The 17,954-nt window shown below is 68.6% G+C and carries 12 protein-coding genes; 4 read left to right on the top strand and 8 right to left on the bottom strand.

Going from position 1 to position 17,954, the window contains the following annotated elements; genetic code table 11:
• Positions 1 to 10: 10 nt before the first annotated feature.
• The 5 genes from DS843_RS00300 to DS843_RS00320 form a co-directional block, all read right to left on the bottom strand.
• Positions 11 to 1,312, bottom strand: a complete 1,302-nt coding sequence (locus tag DS843_RS00300; protein WP_149466906.1) for a TRAP transporter large permease — start codon at positions 1,310 to 1,312, stop codon at positions 11 to 13.
• 4 nt (positions 1,313 to 1,316) lie between these two features.
• Entirely contained in the window at positions 1,317 to 1,826 is a 510-nt protein-coding gene (locus DS843_RS00305) for a TRAP transporter small permease (RefSeq protein ID WP_149466907.1), read from the bottom strand.
• 151 nt (positions 1,827 to 1,977) lie between these two features.
• Positions 1,978 to 2,964, bottom strand: a complete 987-nt coding sequence (locus tag DS843_RS00310; RefSeq protein ID WP_149466908.1) for a TRAP transporter substrate-binding protein — start codon at positions 2,962 to 2,964, stop codon at positions 1,978 to 1,980.
• A 2-nt stretch (positions 2,965 to 2,966) separates the two neighbouring features.
• Complete coding sequence (locus tag DS843_RS00315; RefSeq protein WP_286191848.1) at positions 2,967 to 3,821, bottom strand: putative hydro-lyase; 855 nt, start codon at positions 3,819 to 3,821, stop codon at positions 2,967 to 2,969.
• A 53-nt stretch (positions 3,822 to 3,874) separates the two neighbouring features.
• Entirely contained in the window at positions 3,875 to 4,837 is a 963-nt protein-coding gene (locus DS843_RS00320) for a LysR family transcriptional regulator (protein ID WP_149466910.1), read from the bottom strand.
• 163 nt (positions 4,838 to 5,000) lie between these two features.
• On the opposite strand from DS843_RS00320, the gene DS843_RS00325 reads away from it, so the two are divergent.
• Entirely contained in the window at positions 5,001 to 6,185 is a 1,185-nt protein-coding gene (locus DS843_RS00325) for an efflux RND transporter periplasmic adaptor subunit (protein WP_286191849.1), read from the top strand.
• The gene (locus DS843_RS00330; RefSeq protein ID WP_149466912.1) at positions 6,182 to 9,292 is read left to right on the top strand and encodes an efflux RND transporter permease subunit; all 3,111 of its coding nucleotides are present in this window, start codon (positions 6,182 to 6,184) and stop codon (positions 9,290 to 9,292) included. The genes DS843_RS00325 and DS843_RS00330 overlap by 4 nt, the downstream gene beginning before the upstream one ends.
• Positions 9,293 to 9,312: 20 nt before the next feature.
• Here DS843_RS00330 and DS843_RS00335 read toward each other — a convergent pair whose 3' ends face one another.
• The 3 genes from DS843_RS00335 to DS843_RS00345 are packed head-to-tail and all read right to left on the bottom strand — an operon-like array spanning position 9,313 to position 14,322.
• A complete protein-coding gene (locus tag DS843_RS00335; RefSeq protein ID WP_149466913.1) occupies positions 9,313 to 12,444 on the bottom strand; it encodes an efflux RND transporter permease subunit in 3,132 nt (1,043 codons plus the stop codon).
• A gap of 16 nt (positions 12,445 to 12,460) precedes the next feature.
• Positions 12,461 to 13,621: an efflux RND transporter periplasmic adaptor subunit gene (locus tag DS843_RS00340; RefSeq protein ID WP_149466914.1), complete on the bottom strand. Its 1,161-nt coding sequence runs from the start codon at positions 13,619 to 13,621 to the stop codon at positions 12,461 to 12,463.
• The gene (locus DS843_RS00345; protein WP_149466915.1) at positions 13,618 to 14,322 is read right to left on the bottom strand and encodes a TetR/AcrR family transcriptional regulator; all 705 of its coding nucleotides are present in this window, start codon (positions 14,320 to 14,322) and stop codon (positions 13,618 to 13,620) included. The genes DS843_RS00340 and DS843_RS00345 overlap by 4 nt, the downstream gene beginning before the upstream one ends.
• Positions 14,323 to 14,653: 331 nt before the next feature.
• On the opposite strand from DS843_RS00345, the gene DS843_RS00350 reads away from it, so the two are divergent.
• Positions 14,654 to 15,721, top strand: a complete 1,068-nt coding sequence (locus tag DS843_RS00350) for a lytic transglycosylase domain-containing protein (RefSeq protein ID WP_149466916.1) — start codon at positions 14,654 to 14,656, stop codon at positions 15,719 to 15,721.
• Positions 15,722 to 15,928: 207 nt separating this feature from the next.
• On the top strand, positions 15,929 to 17,932 hold the full coding sequence (locus tag DS843_RS00355; RefSeq protein ID WP_286191851.1) for a methyl-accepting chemotaxis protein: 2,004 nt from the start codon (positions 15,929 to 15,931) through the stop codon (positions 17,930 to 17,932).
• Positions 17,933 to 17,954 lie beyond the last annotated feature (22 nt).

Consider the following 17,954-nt stretch of genomic DNA (forward strand, 5'->3'; position numbering starts at 1 on the left):
ATGCCGCTCCTCACCCGATCATCAGCGAGGGCAGCCACGTCACCATGCCCGGAAAGAGCCAAAGCAGGGCGACCATGACGGCCATCAGCAGGAAGAAGGGCAGGCTGGCCTTGGCGACGGCGAAGATGCTCCGGCCCGTCATGGATTGCAGGACGAACAGGTTGAAGCCGACCGGCGGCGTGATCTGCGCCATCTCCACCACGATGATGATGTAGATGCCGAACCACAGCAGGTCGATGCCGGCGTTCTGCACCATCGGCAGGATGACGGAGGTCGTCAGCACCACCATGGAGATGCCGTCCAGGAAGCAGCCCATCACGATGAAGAACAGCGTCAGCACGACCAGCAACGCCGCGGTGGACAACTGCATGGAGGTGATCCACTCCGCCAGCAGGCGGGGAATGCCGGTGTAGCCCATGGCGACGGTCAGAAAAGCGGCGCCGGCCAGGATGAAGCCGATCATGCAGGAGGTGTGGGCCGCCCCCAGGACGCTGTCGCGGAAGGTCGCCCAGCTCATCGTTCCGGTCACCAGAGCCAGGATGAGCGAGCCCAGGACGCCGATTCCCGCGGCCTCCGTCGGCGTGGCGATGCCCGCGTAAATGGAGCCGAGGACCGCCAGGATCAGCAGCATCACGGGGATCAGCGCTCCGGTGTCGCGGATCTTCTCCATAAGGCTCTGGCGTGCCTCGCGCGGCGGCACGCGGTTGGGATTCAGAAGCGACCAGCCGCCCACATAGGCCATGAACAGCCCGGTCAGGACGATGCCCGGAATGACGCCCGCGATGAACAGCCGGGCGATCGACACGTCCGCCGCAACGCCGTAGACGATCATGATGATCGACGGCGGGATCAGCAGGCCCAGCGTGCCCGCACCGGCCAGCGTGCCGACGATCATCATCGGGTCGTAGCCGCGCCTCGTCAGCTCCGGGATGGTCATGCGCCCGATGGTGGCGGCGGTCGCGGCGGAGGAGCCGGAGACGGCGGCGAAGATCGTGCAGCCGACGATGTTGACGTGCATCAGCCGCCCCGGCAGCCAGCCCGTCCATGGGGCCAGCCCCTTGAACATGTCCGACGAGATGCGCGTCCGGAACAGGATCTCTCCCATCCAGATGAACAGAGGCAGGGCGGTCAGGGTCCAGCTCGTGCTGGCGCCCCAGATGTTGGTCGCCATCACCATGCCGATGGGGCGCGTGGTGAACAGGGCCATGGCCACGAAGCCGACGCCGGCCAGCGCCAGCGCCACCCAGATGCCGGTCCCCAGCATCAGGAGCATCGTCACCACGACGACGATTGATGCGGTCGTCTGGTCCATCGGGTCAGCCCTCGCTCTGCATTTCGGCGTTCTGGTAGGAGGCTTGGCGGCCCTGGATCACCGCCAGCAGGTCGTCAAGCAGGGCCACCACCAGGATGATCAGCCCGACCGCCATGGCAGCCTGGGGAATCCACAGGGGGATCGGCAGCACGCCCTGTCCCAGATCGCCGAAATCGTAGGAGTCGTAGGTCATGCGCAGCCAGAACCACGCGAAATAGCCGCTGAGCGCGGTGGCGAAGGCGAGGCAGAGCGTCTCCAGCGCGCGGCGGGGGGCGCCGTGCAGCCGGTCCACCAGGACGCCGACGCGGATGTGCGCGCCCCGGCGCAGCGCCGGACCCAGCATGAGGAAGAACGAGGCGGCCATGCAGTAGCCGGCCAGCTCGTCGGCCCCCGGCACCATGCGTCCGGCCAGCCGGGCGAACACCTGGGACACGATCAGCACGGCGATCAGCACCAGGAACACCGCGCCCAGAATCTCGGCGGCACGGTAAAGGAAGGACAATGCGGTGCGCATGGCGCGACCATCTCCGGGTAGGGCGGGGTGTTGTTCTTGTTGGGAGGGCGTGTTGCCCCCTCCCTAACCCTCCCCCGCCTTCGGCGAGGGAGGGGACTAAACTCCCTCCACCGCGGAGCGGGGGAGGGCCGGGGAGGGGGCAAGTCGCCGCTTACTTCCGGAACGCCGAGATGATCGCCTCGCCGTCGGCGCCGGCGGCCTTCGTCCATTCCTCGGTCATGGTCTTGCCGATGCCGGCGAGGCCGTCCCTGATCGCCGGGGACGGGGTCAGCACCTTCATGCCGTTGTCGGCCAGCGTCTTGTTCAGCTCCGCCGTCTTCTTCTCCCACTCGGCCCAGCCCTTGGCCTCGGCCTTGGCGGCGGCCTGCTCGACAGCCTTCTTCGTAGCGTCGTCCAGGCCCTTCCAGACCTCGGCGCTGACGAACACCATGTTGCGCGGCAGCCAGGCCTGCACGTCGTAATAGACGTTCACGAAGTCCCACGCCTTGCTGTCGACGCCGGTGGCGGCGGAGGTCATCATGGCGGTGACGATGCCGGTGCCGAAGGCCTGGGAGACTTCCGCGGCCTCGATCTTGGTGGGCACGGCGCCGGCCAGTTCGGCGATGCGGGTGGTGGCCGGGTTGTAGGCGCGGAACTTCTGCCCCTTCAGGTCGGCGACGGAGGCGATCTCCTGCTTCACGTAGAGGCCCTGCGGCGGCCACGGAATCGAGTAGAGGAGCTTCAGGCGCTGACGCTCCAGCTTCTTTTCCAGATAGGGCTTGGACACCTCGTAGAGCTTCTTCGAGGCGGCGAAGTCGGTCGCCAGGAAGGGCACCGAATCGAGGCCGTAGAGCGGGTCCTCGTTCGCCCAGGAGCTGATGAGCACCTCGCCGAGCTGGGCCTGACCGGACTGGACGGCGCGCTTGATCTCCGGATGCTTGACCAGAGAGCCGTTGGAATGGACGGTGATCTGGATCTTGCCGTTGGTGGCCGCCTTCACGTCCTCGGCGAACTGGCGCACCGTGATGGTGTGCAGGTTCGTGTCGGGGTAGGGGGTCGGCATGTCCCAGGTCTCGGCGAAGGCCGCGACCGGGGTGGCGCAGAGGCCGAGCCCGAAGGCGGCGGCGGCGAGGCGGGTACGCAGGGTGATCGCGGTCATGTTTATGAAGCTCCCTGTTCTTGACCTAAGAGATGTGCGACCGATGCGGAAACACCCTCCAGCTCGGCGTTCAGCCGGTCGGTGACCAGCATATGGCCGGGGCTGTGGGCGATGGCGAAAGGCAGGCGGGCGGCGGCGAGCGCCACCTGCGGGGTGACGCCGCAGGCCCAGAAGACGGGCAGCTCGCCGGGGGCGAGGGGAACGGCGTCGCCGAAATCGGGCGTCGAGAGATCGCGGATGCCCAGCGCCGCCGGGTTGCCGATGTGGACCGGCGCGCCGTGGACGGCGGCGTAGCGCCCGGTCACCGCGGCGGCGCGCTCCGCCTGGGCGGGCGTCATCGGGCGCATCGACACCACCATGCGCCCGGCGAAGGGCGGGGCGGGCACGCAGTTCCGGTCGGTCACGTACATCGGCACGTTGCAGCCGCGCTCGATGTGGCGGACCGGCAGGCCGGCGGCGAGCAGCGCCTCCTCGAAGGAAAAGGAGCAGCCGATGGCGAAGGCCACCAGATCGTCCCGCCAGAGGGACAACAGGTCCCCCGGCTCCTCCGCCAGAAGGCCGTGGCGGTAGACGCGGTAGCGCGGGAAGTCGGTGCGCAGGTCCAGATCCGCGCCAAGCTCCGGAAACCGGTGATCGCCCGGCTTCGACACGGCGAGCAGCGGACAGGGGACGGGATTGGACCGGCAGAAGCGCTCGAAGGCCGGGGCCACGTCGGCGGGGACGATGGCGAGATTCGCCTGCACATGGCCCGGCGCCAGCCCGGCGGTCGGGCCGCGATGCTCGCCCCGGCGGATCGCCAGACGGGCCAGCAGGGCCGCGGACGGAGCAGCGGGCGGCAGGATAGCGCTTCGGGTCACGGACTGCATCGTGCGCAAAACCTTTGTGACCATATTGTTTCGCCTCTAAGGGTTCACGCTTCCGTCCTATCCGTCAAATTTTCATTTTGGATCGTTTGCGATAAACGGACTTTATCGGATGCTCCATCATGCCGTTGCGCCCGCACGATCTCCAGCGCCATGTCGGCGACGATGGGCACCAAAGGGTTGTCGCTGCCGATGGGGTGACAGATGGTGAAGTCCAGATCCGGCAGGGGATCGTCCGCCGGGATCAGGCGAAGCAACCCTTCGGCCAGCTCGCGCTCGATCACCGCGGGCGGGATGGCGCTGATGCCGATGCCGTCCAGGGTCATCCGCACGATGCTGGCGAGCGAGCTGTTCCCGTAGAAGCGCAGTGGCGGCAGGCCGGGACGCTTGAACATCTGCTGGATGGCGACGGACGGCTTGGTCTGGCGGGAGAAGGTGATGACCGGGTAGCGCGCGAGGTCCGCCAGCCCCAGCCGCCCGGCGGGCAGGTCCAGCGACGGGCTGGCCACCCAGGCCATGGGGTAGCTGCTCAGCGCCTCGTTGCGCATGTCCGGCTCGGCCACCGGCCCCAGCATGAAGGCGATGTCGATCTCGTGCGCCAGGAGGCCATTGCGCAGATGGATGGAGGTGTCGACCTCGATCTCCAGGCTGACCAGGGGGAAGCGGTTGTGAAGCCGCTCGATCAGGCGGCTCAGCCATGTGTGTACGATGGTTTCGGCGACACCCAGACGGATCAGCCCGCGCAGCGTCGTCGATTCGGCCACCGCGTGCACCAGCTCGGCCTGAAGAGTCAGCATCCGCTCCGCATGGTCCAGAAGCTCCATGCCTTTCAGCGTCAGGGTGACCCGCCGTGTTCCCCGGTTGAAGAGCTGGACGCCCAGCTCCTTTTCCAATTGGGCGATCCGGGCGGAGATGGCCGGTTGCGTGGTGTTCAGCCGCCCAGCGGCGGCGCGGAATCCGCCCAATCGGGCGATCCAAACGAACGCTTCCAAATTCTTCAGGTCCAGCATCGCCGAATCGCCCCGCCGCCTATACCCGTTGTTACAGTCTGTTACCAAATGGCTGTAGGATGGACATTAACCTGCAAACCGCCTCCTGCGATAATGCGCCACATTGCCTTATGACAGGATGGTTCGCCCCGGCCAGACCGGGCCGCCCTACCGGGAGTTCGTCGTGACGAAACGTTTCGCGCTGATCGCGCTTCTGCTGGCTGCGCTGGGCACCGGCGGCTACTGGTACACGAGCCGGGCGGGTGGTGGCGACGCGCAGACGGCGAAGGCCGCCGCACCGGCGGGACCGCGCGCTCTCCCGGTGGTCATCCAGACGGTCGAGAGGCGCGCGGTGCCGGAGCGGCTCAGCACCATCGGATCGGTCCAGCCGGTGGCGGCCATCGCCATCAAGGCGCGCGTCGATTCGGTCGTCGAGACGGTCCACTTCACCGAAGGGCAGGAGGTGAAGGCGGGAGACCTGCTGTTCACCCTCGACTCCCGCGCGTTGGAGGCGCAGCTCCGTCAGGCGCAGGCCAATCTGGAGCGCGACCGGGCCAATCTGGACAAGGCGCGCGGCGACGTGAAGCGCTACGAGCAACTCGTCCGCTCCAACACCGTGGCCCGCCAGCAGTACGACGCCGCGGTGGCCGCCGCCGATGCGCTGGAAGCCACGGTGAAGGCCGGGCAGGCCGCCATCGAGGCGGCGAAGGTCTCCCTCAGCTTCACCCGCATCGCCGCCCCCATGAACGGGCGCACCGGCGCCGTGAACGCCAAGCCCGGCACCATGGTGCGGGCGGCGGACGCCACGCCGCTGGTGACGCTGACACAGCTTCGCCCCATCACCGTCGCCTTCAACGTGCCGGAGCGCCACCTTCCGACGATCCGCGAGGCGATGGAGACGGGCAAGCTGCCGGTGACCGCCGGCATTCCCAACGCCTCCGTCCCGCCCGCCGAGGGGGTCCTGAACTTCGTGGACAGCCAGGTCGACCAGCAGACCGGCACGATTCTGGTGAAGGGCCAGTTTCCCAACGCCGACACCCGGCTGTGGCCGGGCCAGTTCGTGGACGTGGTTCTGACCCTGCGGGTCGAGCCGCAGGCCCTGACCCTGCCCGAGGAATCGGTGCAGACCGGCCAACAGGGCCGTTTCGTCTATGTGGTGAAGCCGGACGACACGGTTGAAATCCGCAACGTCGCCGTTTCGCGCAGCCAGGACGGCCTCGCGGTCATCGCCGAGGGGCTTCAGGCCGGCGAGCGCGTGGTGGTGGACGGCCAGTCCCGCCTGTATCCCGGCGCCAAGGTCGCGGCGGCCAGGAACGGGGAGAGGAGCGGCGCCAACGGCAGGACTCCGATCACCGGAGGCGCGTCATGACCCTGTCGGAGCTGTGCATCCGCCGTCCGGTGATGACCATCCTGCTGACGGCGGCGCTGGTGCTGGGCGGCCTCGCGGCCTACCGCCAGTTGCCGGTCGCGGCGCTGCCGCGGGTGGATTTTCCGGTCATCAACGTCTCCGCCACGCTGCCCGGCGCCAGCCCGGAAACCATGGCGGCCTCCGTCGCCAGCCCGTTGGAGCGGGAGTTCTCCACCATCGCCGGCATCGACACGATCACCTCGACGTCGAGCCTCGGCAACACCTCCATCACCATCCAGTTCGTGCTGGAGCGCGACATCGACGCCGCCGCGCAGGACGTGCAGTCGGCCATCGCCCGCACCCAGCGCCGCCTGCCGGCGGAGATGACCACGGCGCCCAGCTACCGCAAGGTGAACCCGGCGGATCAGCCGGTGCTGATGCTGGCGCTCTCCTCGCCGACGCTGACGCTGTCCGCGCTGAACGACTTCGCGGAAACCTCCGTCCAGCCGAAGGTCGCGACCCTGCCGGGCGTGGCCCAGGTGCAGATCTACGGCGCGCAGAAATATGCGGTGCGTGTCCAGGTGGACCCCAACGCGCTGGCCGTCCGCGGCATCGGCATCGACGAGCTTCAGAAGGCGCTCGCCGCCGCCAACGCCAACACCCCGGTCGGCACGCTGTCCGGCGCCCGCCAGCAGCTCGTGCTGGCCGCCAACCCTCAGCTTCCCGACGCCGAGGCCTTCCGCGGCCTGATCGTCGCCTACCGCAACGGCGCGCCGGTCCGGTTGGGCGACGTGGCGAACGTTCTGGACAGCGTGGAGAACGCCCGGACGGCGAGCTGGCACAACGGCACCCGCGCCATCGTCATGGCCGTCCAGCGCCAGCCCGACGCCAACACCGTGGACGTGGTGGACCGGGTGCGCGACCTGCTGCCCACCTTCCGCGCGCAGCTTCCCCCCAGCGCGAAGGTGGAGGTGGTGAACGACCGCTCCACCTCGATCCGCGAGGCAGTGGAGGACGTGCAGTTCACGTTGGGCCTGATCATCGCGCTGGTCGTGCTGGTCATCTTCCTGTTCCTGCGCCGCCTGACGGCCACGATGATTCCGGCTGTGACCGTTCCGATCTCGCTGATCGCGACAGCGGGCGGGATGCATCTGATGGGCTTCTCCATCGACAACATCTCGCTGATGGCGCTGACGCTGGCGGTCGGGCTCGTCGTGGACGACGCCATCGTGATGATGGAGAACATCGTCCGCTACGTCGAAGAGGGAATGCAGCCCTTCGAGGCCGCCATCAAGGGTTCTCGGGAGATCGGCTTCACCATCATCTCCATCACCGTGTCGCTGGTGGCGGTCTTCATCCCGATCCTGCTGATGGGCGGGGTCGTCGGGCGCGTCTTCCACTCCTTCGCGCTGGTGGTGACCATGTCGATCGGCGCGTCGGCCTTCGTTGCCCTGACGCTGACGCCGATGATGTGCTCCCGCCTGCTGACGCGCGAAACGCATGGCGCCAAGGAGGGCTGGTTCGGGCGCGTCCTGGAGGGCGGGTTCAGCGCGATGCACCGCGGCTATGCCGTGACGCTGCGGCTGGCGCTGAGGCACCGCCCGGTGATGGGGCTCGTGATGATCGCCACGGTGGTCGGTTCCGCCCTGCTGTTCCAGGCGATTCCCAAGGGCTTCTTCCCGACGGAGGACATCGGCCAGATCACCGTGTCGACGGAGGCCGCCCCCGACATCTCCTTCCCCGCCATGGCCGAGCGGCAGCAGGAGGCGGCGCGGATCGTCCGGGCGCACCCGGCGGTGGCGGACATGACCTCGGCGGTCGCCATCGGCGGCAATTCGGTCAACACCGGCCGCATGTTCGTCGTGCTGAAGCCGCGCAGCGAGCGCCCCCCGGCGGGCGAGGTGATCCAGCAACTCCGCCGCCAGTTGTCGGGCATTCCCGGTCTGGCCGTCTACATGCAGCCGGTTCAGAACCTGCGCATCGGAGGGCGGTCGTCCAAGAACGAGTTCCAGTACACGATCCAGGGTCTGAACCCGGAGGATCTGTACCTGTGGTCCGGACGGCTGGAGCGGGCGCTGCGCGACATCCCGATCCTTCAGGACGTGACCAGCGACCTCCAGCTCAACAGCCCACAGGCCTACGTGCATGTGGACCGGGAGAAGGCCGCCACACTGGGCATCGGCGTCGATCAGGTGCGCTCCACCCTCTACAGCGCCTTCGGCCAGCGGCAGGTCTCGACGATCTACACCGCCACCAACGATTATCAGGTGCTGATCGAGCTGGCGCCGAAGTACCAGCAGGACGACAACGCCCTGTCGCGCATCTACGTGCGCTCCAGTTCCGGCAAGCTGGTGCCGCTCGACGCCTTCGCCAGCGTGCGGCGCACCGCCGGGCCGCTGACGGTCAACCATCAGGGGCAGCTTCCGGCGGTCACCCTGTCCTTCAACGTGGCGCCGGGCCATTCGCTGGGCGAGGCGGTGGACACCATCCGGCGGGCGGAGGTGGAGATGGCCCTGCCGCCGGGCATCACCACCGGCTTCGCCGGCACCGCCCAGGTGTTCGAGGACGCCCAGAAGAGCCAGGGGCTTCTTCTGCTCGCCGCGGTGCTGGTGATCTACATCGTGCTCGGCGTGCTGTACGAGAGTTTCATCCACCCGCTGACGATTCTGTCCGGCCTGCCCTCGGCGGCCATCGGGGCGCTGGCGACGCTGATGGTGTTCGGGCAGGAGCTGAGCGTCATCGCGATCATCGGCATCCTGATGCTGATCGGCATCGTGAAGAAGAACGCGATCATGATGATCGACTTCGCCATCGACGCGCAGCGCAACCAGGGCATGACCCCGCGCGAGGCGATCGAGCAGGCCTGCCTTCTGCGCTTCCGCCCGATCATGATGACGACGATGGCGGCGATCATGGGCACCCTGCCCATCGCCGTCGCCCACGGCGCCGCCGCGGAGCTTCGCCAGCCGCTGGGCCTCGCCGTGGTCGGCGGCCTGTGCGTGTCGCAGATCCTGACGCTCTACATCACGCCGGTTCTGTATCTCTACATGGAGGACGCCGGAAACGCCGTCGCCCGTCTGTGGAGGCGCCGCGGCGGAGCCGCCGACGCCCCGCACCCGGCGGAATAAGGGGACAAGCCTTACTCCCCTTACTCCGCCGCCGTGCCGTGAGCCACGGCGTCGGGGTCCTTGTGGGCGAACCAGCGCTTGAAGCGGCTGGACAGCGCGTCGAGGTAGGTGAGGATCACCGGCACCACCAGAAGCGTCAGGAGCGTGGAGCTGATGAGGCCGCCGATCACCGCGTGGGCCATGGGTGCCCGCTGCTGCGCGCCCTCGCCGATGCCGAGCGCCAGCGGGATCATGCCGAAGATCATCGCCATGGTCGTCATGACGATGGGCCGCAGGCGGATGATTCCGGCCTCCACCACCGCGTCGCGCAGGTCCGCCCCGCGGGCGCGGGCCTGGTTGGCGAAGTCCACCAGCAGGATGGCGTTCTTGGTCACCAGCCCCATCAGCATGATGAAGCCGATGGCGCTGAAGATGTTCAAGGTGGAGCCGGCGACCAGAAGTCCCAGGAACACCCCGATCAGCGACAGCGGCAGCGACATCATGATGGCGATGGGCTGGAGGAAGCTGCCGAACTGGGACGCCAGGATCAGGTAGATCAGGATCACCGCCAGCAGAAGCGCCTGCGTGGCGTAGCCGGTGGTCTCCGCGATGTCCTTGGTCGAGCCGCCGAAGACGATGCGGTAGCCGGGCGGCAGCTTGATCTCGGCGATGGCTGCCTGAAGCTCCTTGCCGGCGTCGCCCGCCGGGCGCCCCTGGACGTTGGCCTGCACGTTCACCTCGCGCGACAGGTCGCGCCGGTTGATCTGAGAGGCGCCGAGCGTCGTCTCCACCCGGCTGACCTGGGACAGCGGCACCATGCGCGGGGCGTCATCGGGGCCATTCGTGCTGCTCAGATAAATGCGGTCGAGATCGGCGCGGCCCACCCGGTCGCCCTCCGGCAGGCGGACGAGCACGTCGTAGGTCTCGCCGTCCGGCGCCTTCCATGTGGACACCTTGTCACCCGCGAAGAGGGGGCGCAGCGTGTTCGCCACCTGCGCCGTGCCGACGCCCAGGTCGCTCGCCAGATCGCGCTCCAGCCGCACGGACAGGGTGGGCTTGGCGGCTTTCAGGCTGACGTCCACGTCCACGAAGCCGCGGATGTCAGCCATGGCGGCGGTCACCTGCTTGCCGATGCGGTCCAGCTCCGCGATGTCGCGGCCTTGGACGGACACCTGAATCTGCTTCTGCACGCCGCCGACGCCGGGAATGCCGATGCCGATCTGGACGCCGGGAATCGCCGACAGCCGCTCGCGCAACGGCGGGGCCAGCGTGTTGGGGGAGCGGGTGCGCTGGTCGATCGGCTTCAACCGGACATAGACGCTGCCCCGGTTCTTGCCGACCGACGCGCCCGTGTTCACCGTCGAATAGGTGTAGGCGACCTCCGGGAACTCGCGGATCGCCGCCTCCACCTGCCGCAGCTTGGCCGCCGTGTAGTCGAGGGACGAACCGACCGGCGTTTCCACATCGACGATGGATTCCCCAAGGTCGGCGGCGGGGACGAACTCGACGCCGATCCTCGGCACCAGGAAGAAGCTGCCGACGAAGATGCCCAGCGCAAGCAGCAGAACCAGCCAGCGGCGGCGCAGCGCCCGGCGGAGCAGCCGCCCATAGACGTCCCCCAGGGCGTCGAAGGCGCGCTGGAACCCTTCCGCGAAGCGCCCGAAGATGCCGCGCCCGTGCCGCCCGTGGGCCGCCGGGTCGTACCACAGGCTGGACAGCATGGGGTCCAGAGTGAAGGACACGAAGAGCGAGATCAGCACCGCGGCGGACACCGTGATGCCGAATTGCAGGAAGAAACGCCCGATGATGCCGCCCATGAAGGCCACGGGCAGGAACACCGCCACGATGGTCAACGTGGTCGCCAGAACGGCGAGCCCGATCTCCTTGGTGCCGTCCAGCGCCGCCTGCCGGTGCCCCTGGCCCTTGCCCAGATGGCGCATGATGTTCTCGCGCACCACGATGGCGTCGTCGATCAGGATGCCGATGGCGAGCGACAGAGCCATCAGGGTCATCGTGTTCAGCGTGAAGCCGAAGGCCGCCAGCACGCCGAAGGTACCCATCACCGCCACCGGCAGGGTCAGGGCCGTGATGACCGTGCTGCGCCAGGACCCCAGGAAGATCATGACGATGCCGATGGTCAGCAGCCCGCCTTCCACCAGCGTCCGCTGCACGTTGTTGAGGGAGTTGGTGATCCCGCGCGAGGTGTCGCGCACCACCTCCAAGGCGACGTCGGACGGCAGCGAGCCGTCGCGCCGCAACTCGTCCAGCGCCTTGTAGAGGCCGCGCGCCACCTCCACCGTGTTGGAACCCTGGATCTTCACCACATCGACGGCCAGCGCCGGCTGTCCGTTGAACATGGCCACGGAGTCCTGCTCCTCCTGCCCGTCCAGCACCTCGGCCACCTGCCGCAGCCGCACCGGCTCCCCGCCGCGGCGGGCGACGATGAGGTCCAGAAGCTCCCGCGGGTTGACGACGCGCCCGTCCACCTGGACGACGCGCTCCGCCCCGTTGCCGGACACGGTGCCGGCTGGAATGTCCTGATTCTCGTCGCGGATGGCCTTGATGACCTGATCGACGCCGACCCCCAGAGCCTCCAGCCGTTCGGGCCGCAGCCGCACCTGGACCTGCCGCTTCACCCCGCCCGCGATGGTCGCCCGGCCGACCCCGCGCACGTTCTGCAGGCGCTTCAGGACGATCTGGTCGGCCATGGTGGTCAGGTCGCGCAAGCCGCGGATGTCCGACTTGACCGCAAGGGACAGGATGGGCTGGTCGTCCGGGTTGAAGCGGGTGATCTGCGGGTCCTTCACCTCGTCCCGGAAGGCCGGGCGCAGGGCGGACACCTTCTCGCGCACGTCCTGCAGCGCCTGGGCGGAGGCGGTCTTCAGGTCGAATTCCGCGATCACCACCGACCGGCTCTCATAGGAGCGGGAGGTCAGCGTCTTGATGCCGGCGATGGTGTTGACCGCGTCCTCGATAGGGCGGGTGACGTCCGTCTCGACCGATTCCGGGCTGGCGCCGGGATATTCGGTGGAGACGACGACCAAGGGGAAATCCACGTCCGGAAACTGGTCAACGCCCAGCCGGTTGTAGGAGAACAGGCCCAGCACCATCAGCGCCACCATCATCATGGTGGCGAAGACGGGGTTGTCGACGCTGATGCGGGTGATCGGCATGGCGCGGCCCGTTCCCTTACGAACTCATGACTCTGACGGTCCGCCCGGCGGTCAGGCCGGGCAGGGGGGCGGTCACCACGAGATCGCCCTCGGCCAGCCCGCGCACCTGAACGAGATCGCCACGCCCCCAGGTGCCCAGCACCTCGACCTTGCGGCGCTCCACCCGGTCGCCGGAGACGATCAGGACGAAGGCCCCCTCCGTGCCGTTGCGAACGGCGGCGGGGGGCAGGGCGATGGCACCTTCCGCCTCGTCCACCACCGCGTCGCCCGCGGCGAACATGCCGCCGCGCAAGGCCCCGTCGGCGTTGTCGAGGACGATGTAGACGGGAATGGCGCGGGTGCCGGCGCGGGCCATCGGGTTGATGCGGGCGATCCGGCCGACGAATTCCCGCTCGCCGAAGCCCTCCACCCGAAGCCGCACGGTCTGGCCGGGCTTCAGCCGGGCCACATCGTCGGCGGGCACCGTCGCCTCCACCTCGACGCGGCTGAGATCGACGACGGAGAACATTTTGGTGTTGACCGCCAGAGTCTCGCCGGGGTTGACCGCGCGTTCCGCCACGATGCCGTCGATGGGGCTGACCACCACCGCGTCGCGCAGCGCCTTGCGGGCGAGTTCCACCTGCGCCTCCAGCGCCGAGACGGCGGCCTGCTGGAAACGGAAGGTGCTCTGCGCCTGATCCATGTTGGTTTCGGACACGATGTCCTTCTGGCGCAGCGCCAAATTCTTGGCGCGGGTCTTCTCCGCCAGGACGAGCTGCGCCTTGGCGCCTTCCAGATTGCTCAGCTTCTCGTCCAGCCTCGCCCGAAGCTCCACCGGATCGAAGCGGGCCAGCACCTCTCCCTTCCGCACGGCCTGCCCTTCGCGCACCGGCACCTCGACCAGCCGGGCGGCGACTTCCGACTTCACCAAGGACTGCTCCATCGGCTTCACGGAGCCGCTGAGCCGCACCAGCTCGGTCAGGCGGCGCGGCGCCATGCGGGTCACCTCCATGGGCGAAAGCTCCACCGCCCGCTCCGCCGGGGGCAGGCTGGCCGCCGCCGGGGGCACGGCGCCGCTTTGACCCATCGTCTTCCAGGCGGCACCGCCCGCCGCCAGCGCACCGACGATGAGAAGGGGCAGCAGCAGGCGCCGCCGGGGCTTGGCGGCGGGACCATCGGAACGGACGGCGTCGGTCATTGCTGGTGGTCCTTGGGCGGGTGGTCGCTGGGCTGGTGGTCGCTGGGCTGGTGGTCTTTGTGTGCGGCTCTCAGCCCGTTGAGGACGAGGTCGAGATAGGCGTCGAGGTAGGATTCGGCGGAGGCCGCGGCAGGGTCCGGCTCGAAGGGGCGCAGCGAGTGGTTCCACAGAGACAGCATGCTGAGCGGCGCGGCGATCACGCGGGCCATCTGGTCCGCGTCCATGGGCCGGAACTCCCCGCGCTCGATGCCGCGGCGCAGGATGCGCGCGAAGAAGCGCCGCCCCCGCAGCACCACCTCGTCCATGTAGAAGCGGGCGAGATCGGGGAAGTTCTGCGCCTCGGCGATGACCAGTTTCGAAAGGCCGGCGTTGGGGCTCTGCTCCATCTCCCAGAAGCCGTGGGCCAGGATGCGCAGGAACTCCTCGCTGCTGCCGGTGAAGTTGTCGAGGAGATCCTCGCCCATCTGGAACTGGGGCAGGATGGATTCCCGCACGACCGCTTTGAACAGCCCCTCCTTGTTCTCGAAATAGAGGTAGGGCAGCCCGACGCTGACGCCGGCCTTGCGGGCGACATGCTCCAGCTTGGTTGCGGCAAATCCGCGCGAGATGAACAGGTCGCGCGCGGCTTCGATCACCTCGGCGGGGCGGGCCTCCTTGCGCCGGGACCGGCGGGAGGGGGTATGGGCGGAGCTGTCGGACATCGGGGTGCGGCTATAAATGAATGTTCATTCAATATGGAGCCGCCTCTGAAAAGTCAAGCGGTTGAGGGAGCTGCGGCAATCGGGCCACAAGTTTTGAGCGTGACCGAAATGGGTCTCTCGCTCCTTCCGCCAAAGATGGGAATGGGGCAGAAAAGGGGCAAATCCGGATGAACAGCATTTGCATGAAAACCATTCCAACCGGATATGAAAAAGGGAAAGGCCGTAAAATCAGGACATTACACCCGCCTTGTTGCTTGACAGCCGCCACCATTACATCGCAAAGAGAGGGTAACGCTTTCGATCTTTGTGCAACAAGCACGGACCCCACCTCGTGGCTTATCACGACTTCACCGCGGCCCGCGCCGCCGGTGCCGCCCTGATTCTCGCCCTCGGCTTGGCAGGTTGCGCCTCGAACGCTCCGGAGACGGCGGACATCGCCGTCAAGGCTCCGGAGGTGGCCGTGGTGCCCATCGATCCGAACGACCCCCTGGGCCGCTGGGTCCCCCACATCCGGGAGGCGTCGGAACGGTTCGACGTTCCGGAGAAGTGGATACGGGCCGTGATGATGCGCGAAAGCGGCGGGCGTGCGGTGGTGAACGGACGCACCATCACCAGCCATGCCGGAGCCATCGGCCTGATGCAGGTGATGCCCGGCACCTACGACATGATGCGCACCCAGTATGGGCTGGGGTCCGATCCGTCCGACCCGCGCGACAACATCCTGGCCGGAACCGCCTATCTGCGGGAAATGTACGACCTGTTCGGCGCACCGGGCTTTCTCGCCGCCTACAACTGCGGCCCGGCCTGCTACGCCTCGCATCTGGCGGGCAAGCAGAGGCTGCCGCGGGAAACGCGGATGTACATCGCCGCTCTGACGCCGACGCTGCGCGGATCGGCCCCGCGCGAGCCGTCGCAGGCGGCGGGGGCCAGCGCGATCGAGGTCGCCGTCGTTCCCGTCACCGCCCCGACGCCGACGGCCAAACCAGCGATCCAGGCCCCCGCACCGGCTCCAGTCGTGGCCGCGGTGGTTCCCGAGCCGGTGGCGCCCGTTCCGGCCACGCCGGCCGCTCCGGCGCCGATCGCCGTCGCCGCCCTGGAGCCCCGCCCCGCCCCGCTGGTGGTGGAGCCCTCCGGCCGCGGCGATGCCCGCCCACCCGTGGAGTTCGTCCCCGCCACCGACCGGAACGCCCCCAAGGATATGGCGGCGAAGAGCGGTCGGGCACCGTCCCGCACGGTGGAAACCCTGGTCGCCGAGGCCATGCTGCCCCCCAACACGGTCGGCAAGGGCGAGCGGGTCGTCATCCGCTTCGTGTCGCAGCGCAGCGGCGGCTGCGGCAGCCTGGAAGGCCGGGACCGTGTCTGCGTCGCCCTGGCCGGGGGCACCGACGCCGGCCTGTAAGGCGGGTCTTCCGCCCCATCTTCGAAGCACCTGTCGCAGCCAGAGGCGGTGCCCACCGGACGGTCGGGCGCCGTCTTCGGTTTTCCACAATAGCCGCCCCCTCGAATTCCCGAGCATATAGGTACACTAATAAACCGTTGGTGGAGCCGTGCCGCGGCCCCTGGCGGATCATGGCTCGTGGGAAGAACGCTGGGGATGGGGGCGGAGATGGCGTCCGTTAGGGGTGAAGGGGCCAAGCGCTCGACCTTTCAGGTCGTGGTGGTGGATTGTCTGATTGCCGGGGTCGTCGTGGCCGCGCTGGCGGTGTTCGGCGGCATGACGGCCATGGAGGCGACGCGCATCGCCGACGGCAACGCCGAGTTGGCGCAGCGGGTCGCCGAGAACCAGCGCGTCGCGCTTGAGGCCGAACGGCTCGCCAAGCTGGGCGAGGCGGTGATCGCCGGAACCGACGAGGCCACCCGGGCCGAGGCGCTGACCGGTCTGGACGCCCACGCCGCCCGCATGTCCGCCAACGCCGCGCCGGAGATCGCGGACACCGTTGCCAGGGCCGTGGCGGCCAGCCGCGAGGCGGCGGCCATCGGCGCACGGGTGGAGGCGCTGGACAAGAAGTTCGGCTTCAACATCAGCCGCGCGGAAGGCCTGTCCGGCGACATCGCCCGCGGCCTGTCCATCGCCATGCGCGCGGCGGCGCAGCCGGCGGACGAGCAGGGGCTCGCCACGCTCTTCTCCACCATCCGCGACGCCAAGTTCCTGCTGACCCGCCTGCCGTCCCAGCTCTACCCGCCGGCGGTCGGCAACGACCTGCGCCAGTTCCGCGAGCATATGGCGAAGGCGATGGACCTGCGCCGGCATCTGCCGGCTTCCGACGAGTTCGAAAGCGTCGCCGACGACATCGCCGCCTTCGCGGCGCTCGACGAGACCTTCGCTCAGCGCACCGAAACGCTGCGCCTGACCACCGATGCCCACGCCCACAACCAGGAGGTCCGGACGCTGGTCGACGGGCTGGTGCAGCGGATGAACGCGGCCTCCGACGCGGTGACCGCGCGCAGCCAGGAGGGTGCGGCGGCGCTGACTTCGGTGCTCGACCGGCTGACTCTGATTGCGCTGGGGGCCTTCGCCGCGATCGGTCTGATCGGCGGCATCAACATGTTGCTCGGCTACCGCTTCATCATGCAGCCGGTCCGGGACGCCAGCCGGGCGCTCCAGGCGCTGACCCACGGGGAAAGCGCGGTGCCTCTGCGCCCCTCGCCCCTGCGGGAGATCGCCGACATCCACGGCGCCGTCCACGCCTTCCGCGAAGCCCTGGAGGCCCGGCAGCGCGCGGAGGAGACCCGGCGCGATCAGGAACGCCGCGCCGAGGAGGAGCGCCGCGCCCTGATGAACGGGTTGGCGGACGGGCTGGAGCGCACCGTGCAGGCCGTGGCCGGATCGCTGACCGTGGCGGCGGGGGAGGTCACCAATTCCGCCCGCGCCTTGGCCGGCATGGCGTCGGACACCGCGCAGCGCACCCGCGCCGCCGCGGACGCCGCCGGCAACGCGACCAGCAACGTCGGCGCCGTCGCCTCGGCCAGCGAGCAGCTCTCCGCCTCCATCGACGGGATCGGGCAGCAGATCGCCCAGTCCCGCGACGTGGCGGAGGACGCCGTGGCCGAATCCATGCGCGCCGACAGCCTGACCAAGGGCCTGTCCGATTCCGCCCAGAAGATCGGCGAGGTGGTCGCCATCATCACCGCCATCGCCCAGCAGACGAACCTCCTGGCGCTCAACGCCAGCATCGAGGCGGCGCGGGCCGGCGACGCCGGCAAGGGATTCGCCGTCGTCGCCAACGAGGTGAAGGCGCTCGCCTCCCAGACCGCCGCCTCGACGGAGGAGATCGCCTCCCTCGTGCAGGGAATCCAGCAATCCACACTGGAGGTGGTGGACGCCATCGCCCGCATCGGCTCCACCATCGCCGTCATCGGCGAGAGCGTGACCGGCATCGCCGCGGCGGTGGAGCAGCAGCGTCAGGCCACGTCGGAGATTACGCACAACGTCCGGATGGTCGAGTGCATGAACACCGACGTGTCGTCCAACATCGGGGACGTCAGCCGGGTGGCCGTGGACACCGGCCGCTCCGCCGATGCCATGATGGGGGCCGCCGACCGCCTGTCGGAGATGGCCGGGACCCTGAACGGAGCGGTCAATGACTTCCTGCGGCAGGTGCGGGCCTAAAGCGAACGCTCGTTCGCTTCAG

This window comes from Roseomonas genomospecies 6 (assembly GCF_008365375.1).
Taxonomy (GTDB): domain Bacteria; phylum Pseudomonadota; class Alphaproteobacteria; order Azospirillales; family Azospirillaceae; genus Azospirillum.